Origin of the sequence: Bradyrhizobium barranii subsp. barranii (assembly GCF_017565645.3) — a bacterium.
GTDB lineage: Bacteria > Pseudomonadota > Alphaproteobacteria > Rhizobiales > Xanthobacteraceae > Bradyrhizobium > Bradyrhizobium barranii.
On record NZ_CP086136.1, the window covers coordinates 5,017,170 to 5,039,188 of the forward strand.

The 22,019-nt window shown below is 62.4% G+C and carries 28 protein-coding genes and 1 pseudogene; 15 read left to right on the forward strand and 14 right to left on the reverse strand.

All coding sequences use genetic code 11. The annotated features are described in order from the left end of the window. Positions 1–60: 60 nt before the first annotated feature. Positions 61–1,605: an IS66 family transposase gene (tnpC, locus tag J4G43_RS23815; RefSeq protein ID WP_225005754.1), complete on the reverse strand. Its 1,545-nt coding sequence runs from the start codon at positions 1,603–1,605 to the stop codon at positions 61–63. 588 nt (positions 1,606–2,193) lie between these two features. On the opposite strand from tnpC, the gene J4G43_RS23820 reads away from it, so the two are divergent. Continuing rightward, complete coding sequence (locus J4G43_RS23820) at positions 2,194–4,281, forward strand: recombinase family protein (protein WP_049810452.1); 2,088 nt, start codon at positions 2,194–2,196, stop codon at positions 4,279–4,281. Here J4G43_RS23820 and tnpB read toward each other — a convergent pair. The 9 genes and pseudogenes from tnpB to J4G43_RS23865 all read right to left on the reverse strand — a co-directional run bounded on the left by tnpB (position 4,269) and on the right by J4G43_RS23865 (position 11,518). After that, entirely contained in the window at positions 4,269–4,577 is a 309-nt protein-coding gene (gene tnpB, locus J4G43_RS23825) for an IS66 family insertion sequence element accessory protein TnpB (protein WP_060907863.1), read from the reverse strand. The genes J4G43_RS23820 and tnpB overlap by 13 nt on opposite strands. Continuing rightward, positions 4,574–4,972, reverse strand: coding sequence for a transposase (locus J4G43_RS23830; RefSeq protein WP_026192391.1), 399 nt, complete (start codon positions 4,970–4,972; stop codon positions 4,574–4,576). The genes tnpB and J4G43_RS23830 overlap by 4 nt, the downstream gene beginning before the upstream one ends. Before the next feature lie 353 nt (positions 4,973–5,325). Continuing rightward, positions 5,326–6,693, reverse strand: a pseudogene (locus J4G43_RS23835) (HAMP domain-containing protein); the annotation flags it as partial. 134 nt (positions 6,694–6,827) lie between these two features. After that, positions 6,828–7,268: a DUF1810 domain-containing protein gene (locus J4G43_RS23840; protein WP_208086512.1), complete on the reverse strand. Its 441-nt coding sequence runs from the start codon at positions 7,266–7,268 to the stop codon at positions 6,828–6,830. 351 nt (positions 7,269–7,619) lie between these two features. Further along, complete coding sequence (locus tag J4G43_RS23845; protein WP_208084195.1) at positions 7,620–8,963, reverse strand: IS1380-like element ISBdi2 family transposase; 1,344 nt, start codon at positions 8,961–8,963, stop codon at positions 7,620–7,622. 1,054 nt (positions 8,964–10,017) lie between these two features. Continuing rightward, the gene (locus J4G43_RS23850) at positions 10,018–10,347 is read right to left on the reverse strand and encodes a helix-turn-helix transcriptional regulator (RefSeq protein WP_166352907.1); all 330 of its coding nucleotides are present in this window, start codon (positions 10,345–10,347) and stop codon (positions 10,018–10,020) included. A gap of 11 nt (positions 10,348–10,358) precedes the next feature. Next, positions 10,359–10,679, reverse strand: coding sequence for a hypothetical protein (locus J4G43_RS23855; protein WP_028182186.1), 321 nt, complete (start codon positions 10,677–10,679; stop codon positions 10,359–10,361). 2 nt (positions 10,680–10,681) lie between these two features. Next, positions 10,682–11,071, reverse strand: coding sequence for a hypothetical protein (locus tag J4G43_RS23860; protein ID WP_028152706.1), 390 nt, complete (start codon positions 11,069–11,071; stop codon positions 10,682–10,684). A gap of 78 nt (positions 11,072–11,149) precedes the next feature. Beyond that, positions 11,150–11,518: a hypothetical protein gene (locus tag J4G43_RS23865; protein ID WP_028152705.1), complete on the reverse strand. Its 369-nt coding sequence runs from the start codon at positions 11,516–11,518 to the stop codon at positions 11,150–11,152. 215 nt (positions 11,519–11,733) lie between these two features. On the opposite strand from J4G43_RS23865, the gene J4G43_RS23870 reads away from it, so the two are divergent. The 13 genes from J4G43_RS23870 to J4G43_RS23930 all read left to right on the forward strand — a co-directional run bounded on the left by J4G43_RS23870 (position 11,734) and on the right by J4G43_RS23930 (position 17,202). After that, positions 11,734–11,949, forward strand: coding sequence for a hypothetical protein (locus tag J4G43_RS23870; protein ID WP_038946045.1), 216 nt, complete (start codon positions 11,734–11,736; stop codon positions 11,947–11,949). 5 nt (positions 11,950–11,954) lie between these two features. Then, complete coding sequence (locus J4G43_RS23875; protein WP_038953755.1) at positions 11,955–12,194, forward strand: hypothetical protein; 240 nt, start codon at positions 11,955–11,957, stop codon at positions 12,192–12,194. Beyond that, positions 12,172–12,372: a hypothetical protein gene (locus J4G43_RS23880; RefSeq protein ID WP_208086513.1), complete on the forward strand. Its 201-nt coding sequence runs from the start codon at positions 12,172–12,174 to the stop codon at positions 12,370–12,372. The genes J4G43_RS23875 and J4G43_RS23880 overlap by 23 nt, the downstream gene beginning before the upstream one ends. Continuing rightward, positions 12,369–12,869, forward strand: coding sequence for a siphovirus Gp157 family protein (locus J4G43_RS23885; protein ID WP_208086514.1), 501 nt, complete (start codon positions 12,369–12,371; stop codon positions 12,867–12,869). Before J4G43_RS23880 ends, J4G43_RS23885 begins: the two co-directional genes overlap by 4 nt. Next, positions 12,869–13,186: a hypothetical protein gene (locus tag J4G43_RS23890; protein WP_038946050.1), complete on the forward strand. Its 318-nt coding sequence runs from the start codon at positions 12,869–12,871 to the stop codon at positions 13,184–13,186. Before J4G43_RS23885 ends, J4G43_RS23890 begins: the two co-directional genes overlap by 1 nt. A gap of 14 nt (positions 13,187–13,200) precedes the next feature. Beyond that, positions 13,201–13,881, forward strand: coding sequence for an RAD52 family DNA repair protein (locus J4G43_RS23895; RefSeq protein ID WP_049810397.1), 681 nt, complete (start codon positions 13,201–13,203; stop codon positions 13,879–13,881). Then, positions 13,871–14,560 (forward strand): hypothetical protein, encoded by a 690-nt coding sequence (locus J4G43_RS23900; RefSeq protein WP_157790337.1) that lies wholly within the window; start codon positions 13,871–13,873, stop codon positions 14,558–14,560. The genes J4G43_RS23895 and J4G43_RS23900 overlap by 11 nt, the downstream gene beginning before the upstream one ends. After that, entirely contained in the window at positions 14,539–15,036 is a 498-nt protein-coding gene (locus tag J4G43_RS23905) for a hypothetical protein (protein ID WP_208086515.1), read from the forward strand. The genes J4G43_RS23900 and J4G43_RS23905 overlap by 22 nt, the downstream gene beginning before the upstream one ends. Next, positions 15,029–15,505: a hypothetical protein gene (locus J4G43_RS23910; RefSeq protein ID WP_038953749.1), complete on the forward strand. Its 477-nt coding sequence runs from the start codon at positions 15,029–15,031 to the stop codon at positions 15,503–15,505. The genes J4G43_RS23905 and J4G43_RS23910 overlap by 8 nt, the downstream gene beginning before the upstream one ends. Further along, entirely contained in the window at positions 15,505–15,798 is a 294-nt protein-coding gene (locus J4G43_RS23915) for a DUF968 domain-containing protein (RefSeq protein WP_049810395.1), read from the forward strand. The genes J4G43_RS23910 and J4G43_RS23915 overlap by 1 nt, the downstream gene beginning before the upstream one ends. Before the next feature lie 2 nt (positions 15,799–15,800). Then, positions 15,801–16,004 carry a hypothetical protein gene (locus tag J4G43_RS23920; RefSeq protein WP_157790335.1) on the forward strand — a complete coding sequence of 68 codons (204 nt, stop codon included), beginning with the start codon at positions 15,801–15,803 and terminating at the stop codon, positions 16,002–16,004. Positions 16,005–16,006: 2 nt separating this feature from the next. After that, positions 16,007–16,363 carry a DUF1376 domain-containing protein gene (locus J4G43_RS23925; protein ID WP_038945771.1) on the forward strand — a complete coding sequence of 119 codons (357 nt, stop codon included), beginning with the start codon at positions 16,007–16,009 and terminating at the stop codon, positions 16,361–16,363. A 269-nt stretch (positions 16,364–16,632) separates the two neighbouring features. Beyond that, positions 16,633–17,202 carry a hypothetical protein gene (locus J4G43_RS23930; RefSeq protein WP_208086516.1) on the forward strand — a complete coding sequence of 190 codons (570 nt, stop codon included), beginning with the start codon at positions 16,633–16,635 and terminating at the stop codon, positions 17,200–17,202. A gap of 66 nt (positions 17,203–17,268) precedes the next feature. Here the strand turns inward: J4G43_RS23930 and J4G43_RS23935 are convergent, their stop codons facing one another. From J4G43_RS23935 to J4G43_RS23950, 4 genes are all read right to left on the reverse strand, one after another. Continuing rightward, a complete protein-coding gene (locus tag J4G43_RS23935; protein ID WP_208086517.1) occupies positions 17,269–17,715 on the reverse strand; it encodes a hypothetical protein in 447 nt (148 codons plus the stop codon). Between the two features lie 19 nt (positions 17,716–17,734). Further along, on the reverse strand, positions 17,735–17,980 hold the full coding sequence (locus J4G43_RS23940) for a helix-turn-helix domain-containing protein (protein ID WP_038945774.1): 246 nt from the start codon (positions 17,978–17,980) through the stop codon (positions 17,735–17,737). Beyond that, entirely contained in the window at positions 17,967–18,545 is a 579-nt protein-coding gene (locus tag J4G43_RS23945; RefSeq protein WP_208089399.1) for a recombinase family protein, read from the reverse strand. Before J4G43_RS23945 ends, J4G43_RS23940 begins: the two co-directional genes overlap by 14 nt. Positions 18,546–18,732: 187 nt before the next feature. Continuing rightward, positions 18,733–20,076: an IS1380-like element ISBdi2 family transposase gene (locus J4G43_RS23950; protein ID WP_208084195.1), complete on the reverse strand. Its 1,344-nt coding sequence runs from the start codon at positions 20,074–20,076 to the stop codon at positions 18,733–18,735. Positions 20,077–20,844: 768 nt separating this feature from the next. Between J4G43_RS23950 and J4G43_RS23955 the strand changes: the two genes are divergently transcribed. Further along, entirely contained in the window at positions 20,845–21,999 is a 1,155-nt protein-coding gene (locus tag J4G43_RS23955) for an acyltransferase family protein (protein WP_225005054.1), read from the forward strand. Positions 22,000–22,019: the final 20 nt, after the last annotated feature.

Sequence of the window (22,019 nt, forward strand, 5' to 3'; positions counted from 1 at the left end):
TGTTGATCAACGTGTTTGCAAATCGTTGGCGGGGGGTATGGAGGCGGCAACGACGGAGAATTACGAGGTGCGGCCGAACGACCAGGGCAGGAGCTCGTCGATCCGGGACTGCGGGTGACCGGTTGCGATCGCTTTGAGCGTCGCTTTCATCCAGACGTAGGGCTCCACGCTGTTGATTTTGCAGGTGGCGATGAGCGAAGCTATGCGCGCCCATGAACGACCACCTTCGTCGTGACCAGCAAATAAACTATTTTTACGCGTCAGAGTCAGCGGCCTGATTTGATTTTCGACGGGATTGGTGTCCATCTCAACGCAACCATCGTCGAGAAACAAGGTGAGGCCATCCCAATGGTTCAGGAGATAGGCGATCGCCTTGCCCATCTCGCTGCCCGGCGACAGGCGAGCGGCTTGCTCGCGCAGAAACCTCTCGAGTTCAGCGACGAGCGGCCGTGATCGCTCGTTACGGGTCGTTTGCCGAGCCGGGGCGTCGGCGCCACGGATCTCCTTCTCGATCGCATAGAGTGCGGCGATGCGCGCGAGAACGGCTTCGGCGATGGGTGAGCCGGCTTTCGGAGTCGCTGCGATGATCTTGCGCCTTGAGTGGGACCAACATGCGGCCAGCCGCAGCGGCACGCCGCCTTTGAGCTTGGGCCGTGCGAGCCGATGATAGCCCTGGTATCCGTCGACCTGAAGGATGCCGTCGAAGCCCTCGAGGATGCGCTCAGCATGGTCACCACCGCGTCCTGGCGCGTAGTGGTAGACCACGATTGGTGGATCAGCGCCGCCGTGGCCGCGATCGTCGCGCAGGACAGCCCACAGATAGCCGGTCTTCGTTCGGCCCCGGCCCGGATCGAGCACAGGCGCCCTGGTCTCGTCTATGAACAAGCGGCCCGATTGCTTCATCACGACGCTCATGCGCTCGACCAGCGGCGCGAGGTGGAAGGCGACCGTTCCCATCCAGTCTGCCAGAACGGCGCGATCGATGAAGATGCCATGCCGAGCCAGAACCTGCGACTGACGATAGAGTGGCATGTGCTCGCTGAACTTGGCGACCGCCACCTGCGCCAGCAGCGCCTCGGTGGGGATGCCACCCTCCACGAGATGGGCGGGCGCCGGCGCCTGAGCAACACCGGTGCAGCCCTTTGCGCAGGCGTAGCGCGGTCGCACCGTCTCGATCACACGATACTGGGCGGCCATGACATCGAGACGGCGGGAGCGATCCTCGCCGATCTGGACCATCCGGCCGCAGCCGCAGGGACACTCGAGGTTCTCGGGTTCGATCACCTGCTCGATGCGCGGCAGGTGCGCGGGAAAGGCACGGGCAGCGCGCCTGGTCCGGCGGCTGGACGGCGCCGTGCCGGCGCGGCGCGCACGATCGTCCTGGCGTTCCTGGACTTCGGCGATGGCAATCTCGATGTCCTCGAGAACCAGTTGCATCTGATCGGGATTGAACTTCTCCGAGCGTTTACCGAAACGTGCGCGCTCGTACTCCTTCACGAGCAGTTCGAGGCGTTCGACGCTCTCTTTGGACGCAGCCAGTTCACTCTCGACATGAAGGCGCGCCGAGCATTCATCGTCTGCGCGACGACGCTCGGCTTCAATCATCGCTTCCTGCGCGCGGAAGAGCGCGCGCACATCGGCGGGCAGCGCTGCAAGACGGGCGGGATCAATGGGGGACGGCGGCACATCCGCAAGCTATCATCCCAAAGCCCCGCGCGAAACAGGTTGTCGGGTCTGAGTCAGTTCGCCGCAGCTGGCGTCGCGACAATCCGTTCGCCCACTCGCTTCCAGTTCAGCCCTTCAAACGAGGGGATTGAGGAATGTCCCTGATAGTGAGTCTGACGAATCATTTCCGGAGGTGGTCGAGGTTGGGGACCCCCACCATCCTTTGTGGGGGCGCTCATATCGAGTGATTAGGAAGATCGGTCAGCGAGGCCGAGGCATTCCCGCTTCGTATGAAGTTGAGTATCGCGCAGGAAGCAGTCTTCTGATTCAAGCAACCGCAATCGAATATTATGAGCAAGAGGCAAATCAGATTAAGCTGAGTATGGAGGCTCTACTCGAGCTTTTATCGACAGCGGATTGTCCCGACGCACATGAGCATGGATCCAGCCGATCTTTGGTCGACGCTGACGCCCGCGCTCCGACGCCAGATCGTCGAAGACGTCGCCGCAATTTTGGCGGAGATCCCTCATGAAGTCCGAGCTGGTCACACCAAGCCACTTGGCGCGCAAAGCCGTAGTCTACATCCGGCAGTCGACGCCCCATCAGGTCGTAAGCAATCAGGAGAGCCTGCGCCTTCAATACGCGCTTCGCCAGCGCGCCCGCGAACTCGGATGGCGTGAGGCGGCCATCGACGTGATTGATGCCGATCTCGGGTTGAGCGGCGCGTCTATAGCACAGCGTAACGGCTTCAAGGAACTCGTTGGCCGTGTTGGCCTGAGTGAAGTGGGACTCATCCTGTCGATCGACGTGACCCGCTTGGCGCGTAATTGTACCGACTGGTATCCGCTCCTGGATATCTGTGGTCTACGTGGCTGCCTGATCGCCGACCGCGATGGTGTCTATGATCCGGGCACTCCCAACGGACGGTTGCTTCTCGGGCTGAAGGGTTCGATCTCCGAGCTTGAGCTACATACGATCCGCAGCCGGCTGACCGCCGGCCTGCTGGCCAAAGCCGAACGCGGCGAACTTGCGGTTATGCTGCCAATCGGGCTGATGCGGGACCCGAGCGGTGTGGTCGTTAAGGATCCCGACATGGCCGTGCAAGGGCGGCTCGGTCTCGTCTTCCAGTTATTCCTGCAGCTGCGCAGCGTTGCCAAGGTCATGCGAGCGTTGAACGAGCGTGACCTGGAACTGCCGCGTCGTGATCGATATGGCGATTTGTGCTGGACGCGCGCGACGCTGGCTGCCGTCGCGGCGATCTTGAAGAACCCCGCATACGCGGGCGCCTTTGTCTATGGACGAACCCGCTTCCGGCCGCCGAAGCGGGAGGGGGCCCTGCCACAAAAGGCTCCGCGGCCGATGGAGGAGTGGCGGATCGTCGTTAAAGATCGATATCCAGCCTATATCGACTGGCCAATTTATGAAAAAATCCGATCCGTCATCAGAGATAACCGAGCCGAATACATGCGCATCAAAACCCGCGGCGCGCCTCGCAATGGCGAGCTCCTGCTCCACGGCATTGCCTGGTGCGCACGATGTGGCCATAAGATGTACGTCCGCTACAAGGGCGGCGGCGAATATGTATGCAATCACCTGCGTACCCAGGAAGGTCAGCCAACCTGCCAACACATCCGCGCCGCCCATATCGATGCAGCCGTTGGCGACGCATTCCTAACCGCACTAGCGCCGGCCGAACTCGATGCCTTGTCGCGCTCCCGCCGGGTGCAGCAGCAGACGAACAATGCGCTACGCTCCAGTGCAGAACGAGAGCTCGAGCGCAAGCGATACACGGCGGCGCTCGCCGAACGGCAGTTCAACCGAGCTGATCCAGATAATCGGTTGGTCGCCTCGGAACTCGAGCGTCGATGGGAAGCGGCGCTAAACGACGTGCGCGCCGCCGAAGAGGCGCTTGCCCGACAGACGCCGCCCAAAGCCATCACACAAGTGGCCATAAGCAAGGAGCTCAACGACAAGGTCATCAGCCTCACCGGCCGCCTCCCGCAGATATGGGGTGACGAGACTATCTCGGATGCGCATCGCAAGGCGTTGTTGCGATGTCTCATCGAAAAGGTCGTTCTCGACCGCGGTGAGCGCGACTTGGCCCTGGCTAGGATCGTCTGGCGGGGAGGCGCCGTGACGGAGCTCGAAGTGAAGATGAGCGTCAACTCCGTCACCAGATTGACGCGAGGCACAGAGATGCGGGAACGCCTTCTGACGCTCGCTCGCGACGGCGTCCCAGACGACAAGATCGCCACAATCCTTACTCGGGAAGGTCACCGCTCTCCCCGTTGCGCCGATAAGGTGCTGCCTATCACCGTTGGGCGGCTCCGTCGTGCCGCCGCCATCAAGGTAACTGCCCAGCGCAGCCGATGGGAGCATGACGACTCATACCTCAGCCCGCCCGAACTGGCCCGAAGGCTCGAGATTCCAGTAAACTGGCTCTATGTTCAGATCCGAACCAAGCGTTTGCTAATTGATCGCCAGCCCAGCGGCGCCTATCTCTTCCCGAATACACCATCCGTTCTTCACGCCATCGGAGACCTTCGAAACCACGTCATCGCGCAACTTGATCTAAGAATCTGTCAGCCTAACAAGGAGGGGCATCAACATGGGTGATCGAACAGCGCTTCGAACTGCACGCGCGTCAGATGCATGACGCCGTCGCTGATCTGCGGCCACTCGAAACGACCATCGCGGCCAAGGCGCTTGTAGACCAAAACGAGGCCCGTGCCGTCCCATAGCAAAATCTTCAGCCGGTCGGCGCGCTTCGAACGAAAAACCACGATCAGGCCCGAATGCGGATCGAGCCCAAGCGTGTTTTGCACAAGACCGGCCAGCGCGTCGTGCCCGCACCGGAAGTCAACAGGACGCACAGCAAGCACAATCCGCAGTCCCTGCGCCGGAATGATCATGCGCCGCGCTCGATCGCAGTCACGATCTCCGCGATCCGCACCGCCGACACGTCCGCATCCAGGCGGACCGAAACCTTGCCAATCGTAATCTCGACGGGCCCCTCGCTCTTGCCTGACGCCACTGGATCGCTCAGCTCGATCGACACGAAATCCGCCGCGTCGTCCGTGACCAATGCGAGCCGGCCAGCACGCGCCAATCTGCGCCACGTCGTCAACTGCTGGGCCTTCACACCATAACGCCGTGCGACATCACATACCCGGGCGTCGGGCTTCATGCTCTCGAAAACAGCGCGCCCCTTGATCTCCGCAGACCATAACCGGCCTCCAGAACGCGTCCGGCGCGTAAGCTTCCCCACAAAGCCATCAGCTTCGGCTTCCTCCCCCGATTGTTCCATCGCCTTCAGTCTCCTCTCGGCTCTCTGACAAGCCAAGGATCGCAGAGCGAAAGCCGAAGCGAAACCAGTCAATCAAATGGGAGAAACGCTCCGCTTACGTTCTGATTTGGCTTGCCGCCTTCAGCCCCGGCAGGCTCGTCGCACTGCGGCCGCTGGATCTCGATATCGCCCGGTTCTTTGGACGAATATCGTACAGCTTCTATCTGCTGCACATGATCGGGCTTGCGATCGCGACTCGTCTGCTGCCGGTCGAGCTGGATCCGGTCATCCGCGCAGCGGTCCTGTTCCTGGCAGCGTTGCTGATCACGACGCCGGCGGCCTGGCTGATGTGTCGCTTCGTCGAAGTGCCATTCATTGACCTGGGCCGCCGTCGAGGTCATCGACTGTGCCGTGCTTTCCATGGTGGAGGAGGCGCGGGAGAGGCCGCCGACGAGCTCGGTGACCTTGGCTTCGAATGCGCGGGTGAGCCCGTCGAGCGCCTGGGCACGGCGCATCTTGCCGTCGTTCTCGGCCTGCTTCTCGGCTGCGAGCCGGTCGGCCCGGATCATGTTGTCCTTGAACACCTGGACGGCGGAGGCCATCGCACCGATCTCGTCGGAACGCTCGGCGCCGGGGATCTCGTCCGCAACGTCGCCGTCGGCAAGGCGCGACATCCGCGTCGTCAGGCTGACGATCGGAGCGCAGACGCGGCGGCGGACCATCACGATCAGGCCGGCGCTGGCGATCAGCACGGCGAGGAGGCCGGCCAGCGCAATGGTGAAGCTGGTGCGCGCGGCGGAGGAAGCGCCGGCGAGGATCTGTTCGGCGTTGTCGTAGAAGGCGTCGCGGACGCCGATGATGGACCCGAGGCCCTTCTGGGACGCCACGTAAAAGGTTTCGACATCGTGCTCGTACTTGCCGCTGACGGCGCCGTCCTTGACGAGCTTCATCTCGCGGCCGAATTCCTCGACATAGTTCGAGTTCATCGTCTCCAGCGCTGCGGCGACGTTGGCCGGAGTTGCCGCATTGCCACGCAATTCCATCAGCGACATCACGATCTGGTCGTTGCGGCCCTGCATGCGGGCCATGTCGGCCTTCTCGGCGTCGTTGGCCACTTTCTTCGCGCCGACGAGGTTCTTGTGCACGCTGGAATTGAGGCCGCCGACGTCGCGCAGCGTCATGGCGATGTTGGCGTAGTTGGACTGGCGGTAGGCGTCGCCGTTCAGGATCGCCATGCGGCGGACCTGCTCGTTGAGCAGGGCGGTGACGCCGGCATTGAGCACGGCATTGTCGGCGACGACCTTTTTGGCGGCGTCCTTGCGGGCATCCGCAGGTCCTGCGATCGCCTTGTCGATGGCCTCGCGGAGCGCGGTGAATTTCGAATTGATCGCGTCGATGTTGCTGCCGATGGTGGCGCCGTCGTCGAACGGGCCGGGCAGCTCCTTGCGCAGCGCGTTCATCCTGTCGCGGGCGCCGTCGGTCTGCTTGCGCAGCTTGTCGTGCTCGGTCAGCTGCGCCGGATCGACCGTCGCTGGCCCGTAGAGGATGTTGGTGGCGAAGCCGCGCTCGGGGTTGAGGTAGCGCGGGATGTCGCTGGCGGCGCGGACGATCGCGAGGCGTCCCTGCGCTTCGGCGATCCTGTCCATCGTCTGGTACTTCGTCACGGCGACGTAGACGGCGAGGCCGCCGCCGACTGTCGAGAGCGAGACGATGGCGGTGGTCAGCAGCGTACCGATTTTCATGATCTGTCCGGCAATTGGCGCGGGGAAGAAAATTATTCTGCGCAAACGATAGGCATCCGGTGTTAATCCGGAGTTTACGCTGCCGGCCGCCATGCTCGGTCTGCATGCGTCCATTCGTCTAGGCGTAGGTCGCGCTAGCGCGCCGGCCGATCGAGCCTGGCGAGCATCTCCAGCGTCGCGCCGTCGCGCTCGCCTGCGAAATATCGGGCGAGCGCCTGGTCGAAGACGAGTTCGTCGGAGACCGCGCCGAACAACGTCATCGACGAGCGGAATTTGGCGTCATCGGGCGCGCCGAGGATCGCGTTGATGGTTCGTCCCTCGACGGCAAGCACGAGTGTGGTGCATTCAACGAGTCGCGAACCGAGCACGGGGTGGGCGAGGTAGGCTCTGGCCTCCGCGCGCGAGCCGATGGCGTAGCGCTGCGACATGGTGCTGAAGCCGAGGCCGGCGATCTGCGGGAAGACGAACCACATCCAGTGAGTCTGTTTCCGGCCCCGGGCCAGCTCCCCCTGGACGTCGCGAAAAACCGGGTCCTGTGCCCTGATAAAGCGCTCTAGGTCGAAAGGATCGGTCATTGGATACCTCAAGGGGGGCTTGCCGGCCGCGATTATGCCTAAGTTTTGGCTCCCAACTTAGTCAATCGTCGTAACTAGTTGATATTATTGTATATTTTTCACGTTACATTGTTTCGGGCTAACCGTGGGCTAACGCGATCCCAAAAACGTAGAGGAAAGCTAAACCGCTTTTCGTATCGGACTAACCCGTCCTATTCGTGAGAGTGCGGCTTTTGGGCCCGATTGATGCGGCCGCACATCTTGTCTGACGAGGCGCACAGGATTGCCTTCGGCTTTTCGCCGCCTGACGACCGGTACTTTGCAACGCGCTTGAGGGATGGGTTGGGCGAACGGGGGCGGACGCCCCGCCGGTCAAGGACCGAGCGGCAGCAGCGCGCCGGGCAAGCCGCAGATCAGGTCGGCTTCGGGACATGCCGCGGCAAACGCAAGGCGAATGCGGCTCGTGGTCTCGACGACACGGGCGGCGATTTTCAAGAGCCGAAGACGCAGCGTCGCGAACTCGGCAGCGGCCAATTCCCGGGCTTTGGGAATGGCGTCGCGCACGGTCAGCATCAGCCAATAAGCGGCCGTATGGAGCACGAGACGGACCTGGTTGGCGAGCGCCGAACGGCAGCTGGTGCGATCGGAGGCGAGCTGCGTCTTATGCAGCTTGATCAGATTCTCGGCTTGGCCGCGCGCGCAATACAGGCTGTCGTAGATCCACTCGGCCGAGCCGACATCGAGGCTGGTGACGACGAAGCGGATGTCGAGGCCGAGCATCGTCGCCTCAATACGGGCGACAGTGCGCCGTTCGCGATCCCAGGACTTTGCCTTGTGGCGCGTCTCGGTATAGCCACGCAGAACCGGCAGGTTCTCGATGGCGCGTCGCGTGCGGATGTCGTCGGCGACCTCGTCGACTTTTCTGGCGAGAGGCTTGGTGCCGGACAGACCGAAGATGTAGTCGATGCCGTTGGTCTCGCACCACGCCATGGCCTCCGGCCGGGCATAGTGCCCGTCGCCACGGAACGTAATTTGCGTGTTGTGCCATCGCGTCCGGATATGCCGTACCAGGCGGCGCAGATGGGCACGCACCTCGACGCCGCCCGGCGTCTTGCCGGGCCGCAGCACGACGGCCACGGGCCGGCTCTTCTCCGTGTCGTAGACGTGGATCGGCAGGAAGCAGCGTTCGTCATAATGAGCGTTGAACAGCGAGAGCTGCTGATGGCCGTGGACGACGTCGCAGGTATCATCGATGTCGAGCGTGACGGATGCCGGCTCGTGGGGGTAGCTATCCATCCATGCGTCGACCAAAATGTAGGTCAGCCGGATCACGTCGCGCAGGCGCGGAGCATTCTCCAGCCGCGACAGCGTCGGCTGGGAACACAAATCCCGGCCCGTGTCCGGCAGCCGTCCGCAGGCCAGTTTGAATGCCGGATCGGACCTCAGATGATCGAGGTCGTCGGCGTCCTCGTAGCCGCAGCAGATCGCGAACATGCGAGCGCGGAGCATATCGACCAGGCTGTGCACGACCCGCGTCGGATCGCGCCGATCCGGGAACACCCGGGCCAGATTGTTGGCCAAACCGAGACGCCGCTCGGCCATCGCCAGAAGCATCACGCCCCCGTTCGAGGTTAGGCGCCCACCATCGAAGGCAGCTGTGACTTTCTTGGCGTGAACGGCTGGAAACGAGAAGGGCGGAATCGTATCGTCGGTCATGGCGGGCGTGGCGTTCGCGGTTGGAGGTGATGGGGTTGGCTTCGCAACCGAATCCTACGCCGCATCAGCGCTTTACCCCTCAGGCGCACTCTTACGAATAAGACGGGTTAAGTTGAAGAAAGATTGAGTGACTCCCGATCATTTCTGTGCCGAAACGTGGAGTCGCGGTCGTGCCGCGTCCAAAGAAACCGGCGCGAGCGGCCTATTAGACGCGGTAGGTGATCAGCCTCCGAAACGAGACTATCAAGCATGAAGAGATCGAGCGCGAGGCAGAGGTTTTATTTGTGTTGAATTCTTGCTTCTCGATAGTGGTCTGAAATCGTATCATCGGTCATGGCGGGCGTGGCGTTCGCGGTTGAAGGTGATGGGGTGGCTTCGCAACCGAATCCTACGCCGCATCAGCGCTTTACACCACGCTCGCCAGCCTCTCAGGCGCCCTCTCGCGAATAAGACGGGCTAACGGCGCTGGCCTGGTTTCGACCTCAGTGCGAAATTTGAATGTGCGGTAAGCAAATTTTGATAGTGACGTGATTTTAGATCATTTCTAAATTCGTTCCTTCTTCGGAATGAGGGGAACATGCGAGAATTTCGCGCATATTTAATCGATGGCGCGGGGCACATAACGCTCCGAGTTGATATTGTGGTGGAGGACGAGGCGGAAGCTCGGCAACGAGCCAAGCTGCTTGTAGACGGGCGCGCGGTAGAGCTTTGGGAAGGCGCAACCAGGCTCGATAGATTTGAGCCAATCAGCAGGCGCTAAGGCCGCCCCAGTTGGCGGCCCAAACAAAAGGCTCCAGTCCGGGGCTGGCAAGACTGGAGCCTCTGGGAGCCTGAGCACGCGGTGAGTGGCGCGCTCGGCTAGCTGCTCATTCTATCCAAATGATAGGGGCCGCGCTATGGCGGCCCCTGCCGGTTGCAATAATTGTTCGTGATGAAATGCCAGCCCCGGCAGCATAAATTAAAATCAGCAGCCGCCCGAAATCAAGTGTCCTGCTTCGTCGCAGCGGGCGTCCTAATGAGGACAGCACCGGCTAACCGCCAAAACCGGGAAAAGCTAGACCGCCTTCAGCGAACGCGGCGGGCGGCCGGGCTTTCGGCCTCCTGCGCGAGCCTTCATCGCTTGTGACAGCGCGGACTTCGGGTCGCGCAAATCCCGCTGCCAAGCGACCACCTCATCCTTGAACCAGAGCTTGCGGTGCGGCGTGATCGGCTCTCCCTGCGGAAAGACCTTGTCTCGCTCCAGCCGGAACAAGGTCGTGCGGCTGATTGGGATGATCGCCAGAACCTGCTCGGCGTTGAGCATGGGCCGCACCTCGGAGGCAGACTCGTCGGTGCGTTCGTTTTCGTTGGTGGTGGTCTCGGTGCTCTGGTCGCGGTTGCTCACGGGCGGCCCTCCTAACGCTTGTAGACGGGTTCAGGCGCGCCTGCCGGGCGCTGGTTGGTCTCCTCGATCCCCTTGCCGGTGATCGAGTAGCTGATGGGGTCGTAGCGCTTGCGCTCCGGGCTGATCTCGATCAGGCACCGCGCCATCAGGACGGCGCGGTGTTCGCTCTTGGGCAACCCCTTCGCGTTGGAGCTGGCGGGGGTGTTCGCCTTGAACCAGTTAAGCGCCTTGCGCTCGTCGAGGCTCAGCAGGCGCTCGGGCTTCTTCGGGGCTGGTGCCGGGGTCGGCGCTTCGACATCGCCGACGCCCATGAAGGGATCGTGCTGCGCCATGGTCACAGCCTCAGCAGCCGGTCGGCAATCTCCCCGACCGCATCGCCGATGCGCGTGGTCTCGTCGTTGACACGCATGCAGGCGTCGATCTGCTCGTTGAGCGTGACCTTGGTGGCGGCACCGCCGACCAAGATTTGCTGCTGCAGGGCGTCGAGCTGCTTCTTCAATTCGACGATGCGGTCGCAGACATCGCCGACGACCTTATCGACCAGCGAATTGATAGCGTCGCGCTGCGGCGCGCCGTAGGTGGGTGGCTGCACCATGGGCTGCTGCGGTGCAGGCGGATGCGCCGGATAGATGCGCGTGGCCGACCGCTCGATCTCGTCGCGCAGGGCGGCGATGCGGTCGCGTTCATTTCTGTGTGTGTCGGATTGGCGAGCGTATGCGTCCATGGACGAAACTCCCCTTGCTCTCTTGTTGAGAGCGGGGAGCGTATCTCGTACTCAGTACGAAACGCAACTGCGTTCGATCTAGGCCCGAACCTTCTTCTTCAGCAGCTCGACCTGCTTTTTCGCTGCCGCCAGTTCAGCTTCCGCCTTGGCGCGCGCCGTTGCACGCTGCTCGGCGGTTTTTAGGCTGGCTCTGAATTGCGGGGATAAGTGTTTGTCCAGTCCCCACCACAGCCATTCGGCGAGCGGTTCCTTCAGCTTCTCCCTGAGAAGGAAGGCGATTTCGCGCGGGATCGGGTAGCCGCGCTCGTAATTGTTCCAGCGCTTCATGTCGATGCCGATCTTGTCGGCAAAGACTTGCTGGCTCCCCGCTGCAACGACCTCTCGCAACAGTCTCAGCCGCGCCTTGTACGCGTCGGCGTCCTTCTCGAAACCCTTGATCTTCTTCATGCAATCTCGCCCCAGCGCGTGTGTGCAGAAAGATACCTATAACTGGTATACACATAGGTAATGCAACCTGCGCGAAGTTGTATCGCACTTAATGCGCCTGCGCAATGAGTACGAATTTATAGCTCGACCGTCCTTTAAATCCCGCCGCAATTCCGCCGCCGTCGCCAAGTCGTACTGAGTTCGATGGCAATCACGCTTGCGAACGGAAGTCGATCATGCGCAGACTGGCGACCGCGAAGGCAGTGGTCGATCACCTCGGCGGTTTGTCGAAGGTGGCGGCCCTGACGGACACGAGCATCAACACCGCGAAGAACTGGCCGGGTCGCGCAGGGGCGTTCCCTGCGACCACGTATGTCGTGATGAGCCGCGCGCTGCGGCGCCGTCGTGCGACTGCGGACCCGCGTCTCTGGGGCATGCGCGGTCTGGAGTGACGCGCATGGGCATCAGCCTCGATCAGTGGGACCAGCGGATCGGTCCACGCCTCGACGAGATCAGGTGGCACGCCGACGCGATCCTGCGTGCCGTCAACGCGATGCATCTGCAACCCGATTTCGAGGCGTGGGCTGAAGGCCAGCTGGTGCTGACCAAGGACGCCCTGACGTACTCGCTGCGTCAGGTCTCCCGCGCGCTCGATGCGTACAGGGAGAAGCCCCATGACACTGGAGCTGGTCCATAGCTCGCTGACCATCGAAACGGAGCAGCGCGTCCTGCGCATGCAGAGCGACGCGCTGATCCTCAAGAACGAGATGACCAAGGCGCAGGCCCGCGCCGTGTTCCTGATCCTGCAGGACGCCCGCGACAACCTGTTGAGCGTCCTCGACCGCGCCGAATGGGACGGAGTGATCAAGCGATGAATGAACGTGAAGCCGACATGCTCCGCATCGAGATCGAGCGGCTGATCGGGCAGTATCCCGAGATCGCCGAAGACGAGGTGCTGCGCGCCGACATGCTCGACGGCGAGACCCAGATCAGCGACGTGCTCACCCATCTGATCCGCGAAGGTGAAGACGCGAAGGCGATGAAGGAGGCGACCAAGGCGCGCCAGGACGACCTCAAGGCGCGCGCCCAGCGGTTCGAGCGGCGCGTCGAGTTCACGCGCGATCTGATGGCGGCGATCTTGGATGCCGCCAACCTGCGCAAGCTGGAGCTGGCGGAAGGCACGATCTTCCTGCGCAACAACCCGCAGCAGATCGTCGGCGAGGTGATCCCCGACGCGTTGCCCGACGACCTCGTCAAGATCGAGCGCAAGCCCGACCGCACCAAGATCAAGGACGCGCTGAAGGCCGGGCGCGAGCTGCCCGGCCTCGCGCTCTCGAACTCCCCGCCCTCTGTTGTCGTGACGGTGAAGTGATGAGCAAGGATGACGACTACGACCTCAAGAAGTCGCGGGCGCTGCGCGACGCGGGAATGTCGCTCACGCGCGATCATAACCCGGAGTTCAAGGCGCAGTTTGCGCGTTTCATCGATCACCTGCCGCGCGGTTGGATCGGGACATGCGAGGACATCCGCGCCCACTGGCCCGGCGTCCGACCGGCCACGCCGCACGCATGGGGCGCGTGCTGGAACGCCGCCAAGAAGCGCGGCCAGCTCGTCGAGCTGGCGACCAAGGTGCCCATGACCGGGGTCAAGTCGCATGGCCGCCGCACCAATCTGCACCGCCGGGCCTGAACGGAGCAACGCCGATGGCTTTCTCGAATACGCAACTGGAGCGGCTCGCAGCGCCGCTGAACCGCGCGCAGGTGAAGGAGCGCAAGCAGGGCGGGCGCACCTTCAGCTACGTCGAGGGCTGGCACGTCATCGCCGAAGCCAACCGCATCTTCGGCTTCGATGGCTGGCAGCGCGAAACCATCTTCGCCACCTGCATCACGGACTACGAGCGCGAGATCGGCGAGAACAAGCTGCCCGGCTTCGGCGTGACCTACATCTGCAAGGTCCGCGTCACGGTCGGCGACATCGTGCGCGAGGGGCTCGGCTCGGGGCACGGCATCGACCGTGACCGTGGCCTCGCCCACGAGAGCGCGATCAAGGAAGCCGAGACCGACGCGATGAAGCGCGCGCTCATGACGTTCGGCAATCCGTTCGGCCTCGCGCTCTACGACAAGGACCAGAGCAACGTCGTTGACGAGAGCGAGCTGCGCCGCCGCCAGGCGCTGGGCGCCAAGCGCGCCGAGTTCATCGAGCACCTCAAGGCTACCATCGCCAACGAGTTCACCAGCCGCGAGAAGCTGGGCGAGTGGTGGAACAGCGAAGGGCAGAAGGCGGCGCGCCGCCGCTACGAACTGAGCGACGACGAGGTCGAAATGCTCAAGGCGCTGGTGTTGGCGAAGGCCGAACAGTTCGGAGGCGCCGCCCGTGAAGCATGACATGCAGGCGTTCCAGCATGCGCCGATGATGTTCGGCGACGACAACAGGCTGTCGCGGGGCATCATCGTGCGCTGCCCCTGCGGCGCGGAGGAGCGGCTCCCCTACAACACCCACGCGCTGCCAGCGTCCTCGCAGCGCGATCAGGACGCCAACGAAATCCAGTTCGTGCGCCGCAGGCTCTTGCCACGCGGCTGGTTCATCGGCCGCAAGCGCCGCGAGCACCGCTGTCCGAAGTGCAACGCCTACCGCACCACCACGAAGCAGGAAGTCTTGAGGGAGAGGATCGAGCCCATGACGAAGGAGCTGCCGCTGCAGGTCGTTGCCAACAATACCAAGCCGGTCGATGTGCTGCCGCCGCGCGCGATGTCGCGCGAGGAGCGGCGCATCATCTTCGAGAAGCTGAACGAGGTCTATGTCAACGACAAGGTCGGCTACTCCGCAAGCTGGACCGACGTGCGGGTGGCGGCCGATCTCGGCGTGCCGTTGCAGTGGGTCAAGGTGATCCGCGACGAAAACTTCGGCGACGAGGTCGGCAACGAGGACATCCGCAAGCAGCTCGCCGAAGCCAAGGAGGCGCTCGCCCTGGTCCGCGAGCTGGAGCCCAGCATCAAGAAGCTGCTCGCGCTCGCCGACCGCATCGAGCGCTCGATTGCCGAATGCGCAAGGGTCTTGAAGTGATGGACCTCTCCGACCTCGCACGCCGCAACACGATCTCGCTGGAGGTCAAGAAGGACGGGCTGACGCAGCGTCAGTCCGGTGACTGGCAGCTGCGCCTGACCATCGCCGCCATCGACATGGACAGCCGCATCACGCAGGCAACGATGGGCACGCGGTTCGCCTGCGTGCTCGTCGAGGTCAACGACGACGAGACGCCGGTCGATCACGCCAGCATGGAGCGCGACAAGTGGCGCGACCTCGGCCCCGCGAAGCAGGCGGGCATGCGCTGCAAGGAGCCGACGTTCTGGGCGTTCCTGCGCGAGGAGCTGCACTACGCGGATGTCGCCGACGAGGGGCACGCCGCCGACTGCGTGCGCCATCACTGCGGCGTCGCGAGCCGCAGCGATCTCGGCAAGCCGGGCCGGACGGAAGAACGGCAGAAGTGGCACCAGCTCGATTGCGCCTATCAGGCGTGGAGGAACAAGGAAAATGGATAAGCAACGTATGCTGGAGAACGCCGTGTTGGATGCGCCGGGCAAGCACGGCGCGACCTTCATCGAAGGGTTCGAGGCGCTGCTCGCCGTCATCGTCTACGGCGCGATCTCCTCGGGCAACACTAAGGAGGCGACGCTGAAAGCGATCACCACGACGCGGGACGACATGGTGAAGCACATCGAGGCGCGGCTCGACGAGATTCCGGCAGGCGAAGATTTCACGGTGGCGCTGTCGGAGCAGGTGAAGGCCGCGATGGCTGAGCACCCGGAGATGAAGGAGACCATGACGGAGATGCTCGCGCAATTGCGTCAGCATCTCGATGGCGTCCGCACCGGCAAGTACGCCGGCCCCAGCGAGGCGCTCGATGCGATGGGCGCGAAGCCGCTGGACCTCGACTCCCCGGAGGTGCGCCGCGTGCTCCTCGACATGGCCGACGACGATGACGACGAGTCCGGTGCGACGATCAATTGATGCGCGACCCACGGCAGCGTGACGAGGCGTACCTCGCCTACATCCGCACGCAGCCGTGCTGCATCTGTGGCGACGACACATCGACCGAAGCGGCGCATCTGCGCGTCGGTTCGATCAACGACGGGAAGCGGTACACGGGCATGCAGGAAAAGAGCCACGATAAATGGGCGCTGCCGCTGTGCTCGCGCCACCACCGCGAGAGCCACGCCTATGGCGACGAGCTGGGCTGGTGGCTGAGCTACGGCCTCAACCCGTTCCTGCTGGCGATGAAGTATCGCGCGCCAGGAGAATGACGGTGAAGAGGCGTTACAGCATCTGGGTGCGCGAGATCGGCAGCGACCACGATGTCGAGCTGATGCAGTGCGACAGCAATCCGCAGGCGCTCGTCGATGGTCTCTACGCCAAGCACCTGACCATCAAGACCGACACCTCGCGCAAGAAGACGAAGGTCGGACGCTACAGCTGGGTCCGTATCGTCGATAACCAGCCGGGGGACTGAACGTGAAGCGGCGCTATCTCAACATCGAGATCGGCCCGTATCTGCGCGACACGCAGAAGCTGTCGGCGATGCAGAGTGGCGCCTACTTGCACTTGCTGATGCACTACGCCGTCCACGGAGAGTTGCCGCACGAGGACGACGCCGCGATGCGGATGATCGCGCGGCTCGACACGCAGCAGTGGCGGCGCACCAAGCCGGTGCTCGCAAAATTCTTTGACGCGCACTGGCGCAACCCGCGCGCGGATCGGGACATGATGAAGCAGGAGCGCCTCGCGGTCCTGCGCGCGCTCTCCGGTCAGGCCGGTGGCCGGTCGAGCGGCATGAGCCGCCGCGCACGCTCCCGACTTGTGGACAACTAAAAATCTCTGGATAAAGCATGATGCGAGTTCGGCATCACCTTCGCGCCCGCACGCGAAGCGCGGTTCGCATCACTCGCGCGAGTCAAACTATTGAGATCATTCACGACAGCTGAAGCAAACGCGAAGCAAACGCGAAGCACGCAACGAAGCAATTGCTTCCAATACAAAACTTAAACAACTACCACCTTCTCTGGAGCTGGCGGCGAAGGGCTTGCCGGTGTGGAGATCGTGGCGCATAGCGCTCCACCTCACTCACATCGAGGTTGCCGATGCGGCTGCCACTCGACGACGCCGGGCCCACCCAGGAACGTCTCGCCAAGGCGGGCGAATTTTTCCAGCTCGTCGGCCGCTCGCGATCATCCCGCCGCATCACCATGCTGGACGACCCGCTGGGGAAGGCGCTGGTGCGCCGGATTCTGTCGGCGCCCGAATATCAGGCGTTGCGCCGCTACGCGCTGCACTGGGCTGCGGCGGGCCTGCAGGGGCCGCTCAACAGCGTCGATCTCAATCGCATCTACAGCTTCGACCCGGCTGCCATGAGCGGTCTGGCGCGGACGGAGGCGCAGCTCGATCACAAACGCACGTACTACGCCGCGAAGCAGGCAATCGGCTTCCGTCCCTCGTTCGTGGCCGATCAGGTCGCGTGCTTCCTGGAGGGGGCTGCAGGAGACCGGCGCGAGCCTCGGGATGCGCTCGCCGTACCGGGCGCGGGAGAAGGCGGCAGAGCTGCTGAGCGACGCCGGGCACCGGCTCGGCGTGTTCTTCGACGCCTTGCGTTGAGGGGCGAATTGGGCGACAGTTTCGCTAGCTCACGCACTGCGCTTCGGCGTGATGGGTGAGCCGAAAAACCCCGGAGCCGCCCTCCGGGGTTTTGACGTTTCTAAGGGCGGGCGCACAGGCGAGAGCTAAGCTTGATCGTCACCGCCCTGCCACGCGATGACGATCTCGATGTTCTCGCCGAGCCGATCTGCGGGGAATTTCTCCGCATGTTCCAGCACTTGTTGCGTCGGCAGCACAAGGCTCGACTGTCCCTTAGGCGCGAAGCAGTTCCGGCCACTCTTCATGTAGAAAGCGCGACCGCCGTAGCCGGAACTGGGCGCATGCTCCAGATAGACGCGCCCGGCCTTGGGGTTTGTGCCAGTGATCTTGGTGACGATGAACCATAGGCGCGTCGCGTAGGTTTCGCGGATCACCGCAACGTCGCCCTCATTGGCGTTCCGATAATGCTCCGCGATCTGCTCTTGCGTCTGGGTAGCACTCGGATCGCCGGGGCGAGCGTGACCGAAGCCAGCGCGCAGGCCGCGCGAGGAGACGGTTGCGAGGGGAATTTTCTTCTTGGTGTCGTCGGTCATGCCTATAGCCTTGATTGGATTAACGCTCGATCTCGGGGAGTTGTTCGGGTGTCACCTTCGCCTGCAGCATCAGGCGCACGAGAATGGCGATGTGCGTGGGCACGAGGCCGTAGGTCTCGGCGATCCACGAGCGCACCGTGCGCGGCGTGGACGCGATGGCACGCGCGAATGCAGACTGCCGGTTCTCGCCGAAAATCTTGAGGAGCGCGGCGTCCAGCTCTGCGCCGGTCATGGGGCCGTTGAGGGGGATCTTACGCGGCGACATCGAGCTGCTCTTTCGGCTGCAGGCGGCCGATCAGGCGGATGACTTGCGCGGACTGCCACGACGACCCTTCGGCCGTGGTGATGCCGCGCGCATTGAGGTGCGCCGCGATCTGGCGCGACGACTGGCACATGACTGGCTCGACGATCTCGCGCAGGCTCTCGGCGAACGCGGCGGCGGCAGCAGCCTTGTTCAGGCCAGCCTTGGGCGCGCCCAGCTTGACGCCGCGCGCCTTGCAGGCGGCGAGGGCGGCCTTGGTGCGGGTCGAGATCATCTCGCGCTCCTGCTCGGCCAGCGCCAGAAACAGGTGGAGCTGGAAATTGTCGGCGTGCGGCATCTCGGCGACCTTGAAGGCGATCTTGCGCGCCATCAGGCCGGAGCCGAAGTGAACGTCGCGGGTGAGGCGGTCCAGCTTGGCGACGATCACGGTGCCCTTCGCCTTGGTGGCACGGGCGACGGCGGCGGCGAGCTGCGGGCGGGTCTCAAGTGCATCGCTGCCCTTGCCGGTCTCGATCTCGACGAAGGTCTCGACGACCTCGTAACCCTCGGCGGCGGCGAACGCGGCGATGGCGGCTTGCTGGGCCTCTAGCCCGTCCTATTCGTGAGAGTGCGGCTTTTGGGCCCGATTGATGCGGCCGCACATCTTGTCTGACGAGGCGCACAGGATTGCCTTCGGCTTTTCGCCGCCTGACGACCGGTACTTTGCAACGCGCTTGAGGGATGGGTTGGGCGAACGGGGGCGGACGCCCCGCCGGTCAAGGACCGAGCGGCAGCAGCGCGCCGGGCAAGCCGCAGATCAGGTCGGCTTCGGGACATGCCGCGGCAAACGCAAGGCGAATGCGGCTCGTGGTCTCGACGACACGGGCGGCGATTTTCAAGAGCCGAAGACGCAGCGTCGCGAACTCGGCAGCGGCCAATTCCCGGGCTTTGGGAATGGCGTCGCGCACGGTCAGCATCAGCCAATAAGCGGCCGTATGGAGCACGAGACGGACCTGGTTGGCGAGCGCCGAACGGCAGCTGGTGCGATCGGAGGCGAGCTGCGTCTTATGCAGCTTGATCAGATTCTCGGCTTGGCCGCGCGCGCAATACAGGCTGTCGTAGATCCACTCGGCCGAGCCGACATCGAGGCTGGTGACGACGAAGCGGATGTCGAGGCCGAGCATCGTCGCCTCAATACGGGCGACAGTGCGCCGTTCGCGATCCCAGGACTTTGCCTTGTGGCGCGTCTCGGTATAGCCACGCAGAACCGGCAGGTTCTCGATGGCGCGTCGCGTGCGGATGTCGTCGGCGACCTCGTCGACTTTTCTGGCGAGAGGCTTGGTGCCGGACAGACCGAAGATGTAGTCGATGCCGTTGGTCTCGCACCACGCCATGGCCTCCGGCCGGGCATAGTGCCCGTCGCCACGGAACGTAATTTGCGTGTTGTGCCATCGCGTCCGGATATGCCGTACCAGGCGGCGCAGATGGGCACGCACCTCGACGCCGCCCGGCGTCTTGCCGGGCCGCAGCACGACGGCCACGGGCCGGCTCTTCTCCGTGTCGTAGACGTGGATCGGCAGGAAGCAGCGTTCGTCATAATGAGCGTTGAACAGCGAGAGCTGCTGATGGCCGTGGACGACGTCGCAGGTATCATCGATGTCGAGCGTGACGGATGCCGGCTCGTGGGGGTAGCTATCCATCCATGCGTCGACCAAAATGTAGGTCAGCCGGATCACGTCGCGCAGGCGCGGAGCATTCTCCAGCCGCGACAGCGTCGGCTGGGAACACAAATCCCGGCCCGTGTCCGGCAGCCGTCCGCAGGCCAGTTTGAATGCCGGATCGGACCTCAGATGATCGAGGTCGTCGGCGTCCTCGTAGCCGCAGCAGATCGCGAACATGCGAGCGCGGAGCATATCGACCAGGCTGTGCACGACCCGCGTCGGATCGCGCCGATCCGGGAACACCCGGGCCAGATTGTTGGCCAAACCGAGACGCCGCTCGGCCATCGCCAGAAGCATCACGCCCCCGTTCGAGGTTAGGCGCCCACCATCGAAGGCAGCTGTGACTTTCTTGGCGTGAACGGCTGGAAACGAGAAGGGCGGAATCGTATCGTCGGTCATGGCGGGCGTGGCGTTCGCGGTTGGAGGTGATGGGGTTGGCTTCGCAACCGAATCCTACGCCGCATCAGCGCTTTACCCCTCAGGCGCACTCTTACGAATAAGACGGGTTAAGTTGAAGAAAGATTGAGTGACTCCCGATCATTTCTGTGCCGAAACGTGGAGTCGCGGTCGTGCCGCGTCCAAAGAAACCGGCGCGAGCGGCCTATTAGACGCGGTAGGTGATCAGCCTCCGAAACGAGACTATCAAGCATGAAGAGATCGAGCGCGAGGCAGAGGTTTTATTTGTGTTGAATTCTTGCTTCTCGATAGTGGTCTGAAATCGTATCATCGGTCATGGCGGGCGTGGCGTTCGCGGTTGAAGGTGATGGGGTGGCTTCGCAACCGAATCCTACGCCGCATCAGCGCTTTACACCACGCTCGCCAGCCTCTCAGGCGCCCTCTCGCGAATAAGACGGGCTAGGCCGAGACCGGAGCGGCCCTGTTTCTGGGTCGAGACGCGGATGTAGGCGACGGCGGTCTTCATGGGGCTCCTCAGGTGGAGCCTTCTTATAGGAAGTAACTTCCTATGCTGTCAAGTTAATGAGGAAAGGATGCTTCCTGGCCTGGCAAGCGCTAGCTAAAAAACGCACTCTCGCGAATAGGACGGGCTAGCAGTTGACGGTGCTCAGACCGTGTACCGGCACACGGTATATGCAAGTATACGCTAGTATACGCAATTATATGCAAAGAAAATGCGACAGATGCGTTAATAGAATCGCAGAATCTTACATGTCAAACGCGATGCTCAAATCCAGCTACGACCTCCCGAATTTACCGCCCCCCAACGCCTTTCCCGAAGACCCCGGGTCGCTGGCTGCCAAAGAGGTCGCGCGACTGAGCATTCTTGACGGCATGCGGGGAATTGCTGCCATCTGCGTCGTCTTTTTACATTTTTATGAACCCTTTCAGTTCGGTCCTCAGAACTGGATTCCTCGCGGTTATCTCGCTGTGGATTTTTTCTTTTGCTTGTCAGGGTATGTAATGGCATTTGCCTACGACCCTTTTCGCGTAGAATTGTCACCCACAGAACTTATTAAACGGCGTCTTATACGACTGCATCCGCTGGTCGTAATTGGCACCTTGTTGGGCTTCGTTGTGGTTGTAATCGGACGATTCTACGCGCCTGTGGCTGCCGCATTATTCAATTTTAGTGTCACGGAGTTTTTTATTCTCCTCACCTGCAGCGCACTTCTATTGCCGCACTTATTTCACAGCGATCCCAGCTTTCCTATTTTTCCTTTAGTCGCTCCCGCCTGGTCATTGCTTTGCGAGTATGTGGCGAACCTAACGTTTGCTCTTTTTCTGCGCCAACTATCGCTTCGATGGTTGCTAGCGATGCTCGCCTTCGCCGCGGTTGCAACGGCATACACGTGCTACGATTTCGGAAGCCTAAACGGCGGTTTCGACCGCAGAACCTTCTGGATTGGCTTTGTACGGGTAGGTTTTTCATTTATCGCGGGCGTTGTTGCTTACCGTATTGGCAGGCAACCGCTGTTGCCACGGGCAGCATATTACCTTCCACTTATTCTGCTTGCGACCTTCTTTTGGCCCTTCCTTTGGAAGCCCTACGATTTCCTGATCGTCACAATCGTATATCCGCTCCTTGTTTGGCTGGGCGCTAATGCAATCGGGAGTCCGTCGATCAACCGTTTTAGCGAGTTTATCGGAGATCTTTCATATCCGCTTTATATGACCCACTACGTTCTACTCATGCTATTGTTCGGCGGAACTTCGGCAGGTTGGGTTGCGCAGAATCATGCAGCGCTAGCGGTACCAACCATGACGCTAGTTGCAATCGCTTTTAGCTTTCTTGTTAAGCGATATCTCGACGAACCGATCCGAGCCACTTTGCGTCGCAGATCATTTGAGCACCTCAAAGGCTAATGCAGGGCACTGCCGCAGGT

Coding starts and splice junctions, on each gene's coding strand:
- J4G43_RS23885 (WP_208086514.1), top strand. CDS start 12,369: ATGAATGAACGTGAAGCCGACATGCTCCGCATCGAGATCGAGCGGCTG.
- J4G43_RS23870 (WP_038946045.1), top strand. CDS start 11,734: ATGCGCAGACTGGCGACCGCGAAGGCAGTGGTCGATCACCTCGGCGGT.
- J4G43_RS23935 (WP_208086517.1), bottom strand. CDS start 17,715: ATGACCGACGACACCAAGAAGAAAATTCCCCTCGCAACCGTCTCCTCG.
- J4G43_RS23880 (WP_208086513.1), top strand. CDS start 12,172: ATGACACTGGAGCTGGTCCATAGCTCGCTGACCATCGAAACGGAGCAG.
- J4G43_RS23830 (WP_026192391.1), bottom strand. CDS start 4,972: ATGGAACAATCGGGGGAGGAAGCCGAAGCTGATGGCTTTGTGGGGAAG.
- J4G43_RS23955 (WP_225005054.1), top strand. CDS start 20,845: ATGTCAAACGCGATGCTCAAATCCAGCTACGACCTCCCGAATTTACCG.
- tnpB (WP_060907863.1), bottom strand. CDS start 4,577: ATGATCATTCCGGCGCAGGGACTGCGGATTGTGCTTGCTGTGCGTCCT.
- J4G43_RS23890 (WP_038946050.1), top strand. CDS start 12,869: ATGAGCAAGGATGACGACTACGACCTCAAGAAGTCGCGGGCGCTGCGC.
- J4G43_RS23905 (WP_208086515.1), top strand. CDS start 14,539: ATGCGCAAGGGTCTTGAAGTGATGGACCTCTCCGACCTCGCACGCCGC.
- J4G43_RS23950 (WP_208084195.1), bottom strand. CDS start 20,076: ATGACCGACGATACGATTCCGCCCTTCTCGTTTCCAGCCGTTCACGCC.
- J4G43_RS23895 (WP_049810397.1), top strand. CDS start 13,201: ATGGCTTTCTCGAATACGCAACTGGAGCGGCTCGCAGCGCCGCTGAAC.
- J4G43_RS23930 (WP_208086516.1), top strand. CDS start 16,633: ATGCGGCTGCCACTCGACGACGCCGGGCCCACCCAGGAACGTCTCGCC.
- J4G43_RS23910 (WP_038953749.1), top strand. CDS start 15,029: ATGGATAAGCAACGTATGCTGGAGAACGCCGTGTTGGATGCGCCGGGC.
- J4G43_RS23860 (WP_028152706.1), bottom strand. CDS start 11,071: ATGGACGCATACGCTCGCCAATCCGACACACACAGAAATGAACGCGAC.
- J4G43_RS23855 (WP_028182186.1), bottom strand. CDS start 10,679: ATGGCGCAGCACGATCCCTTCATGGGCGTCGGCGATGTCGAAGCGCCG.
- J4G43_RS23875 (WP_038953755.1), top strand. CDS start 11,955: ATGGGCATCAGCCTCGATCAGTGGGACCAGCGGATCGGTCCACGCCTC.
- J4G43_RS23840 (WP_208086512.1), bottom strand. CDS start 7,268: ATGACCGATCCTTTCGACCTAGAGCGCTTTATCAGGGCACAGGACCCG.
- J4G43_RS23915 (WP_049810395.1), top strand. CDS start 15,505: ATGCGCGACCCACGGCAGCGTGACGAGGCGTACCTCGCCTACATCCGC.
- J4G43_RS23865 (WP_028152705.1), bottom strand. CDS start 11,518: ATGAAGAAGATCAAGGGTTTCGAGAAGGACGCCGACGCGTACAAGGCG.
- tnpC (WP_225005754.1), bottom strand. CDS start 1,605: ATGATTGAAGCCGAGCGTCGTCGCGCAGACGATGAATGCTCGGCGCGC.
- J4G43_RS23940 (WP_038945774.1), bottom strand. CDS start 17,980: ATGTCGCCGCGTAAGATCCCCCTCAACGGCCCCATGACCGGCGCAGAG.
- J4G43_RS23820 (WP_049810452.1), top strand. CDS start 2,194: ATGAAGTCCGAGCTGGTCACACCAAGCCACTTGGCGCGCAAAGCCGTA.
- J4G43_RS23845 (WP_208084195.1), bottom strand. CDS start 8,963: ATGACCGACGATACGATTCCGCCCTTCTCGTTTCCAGCCGTTCACGCC.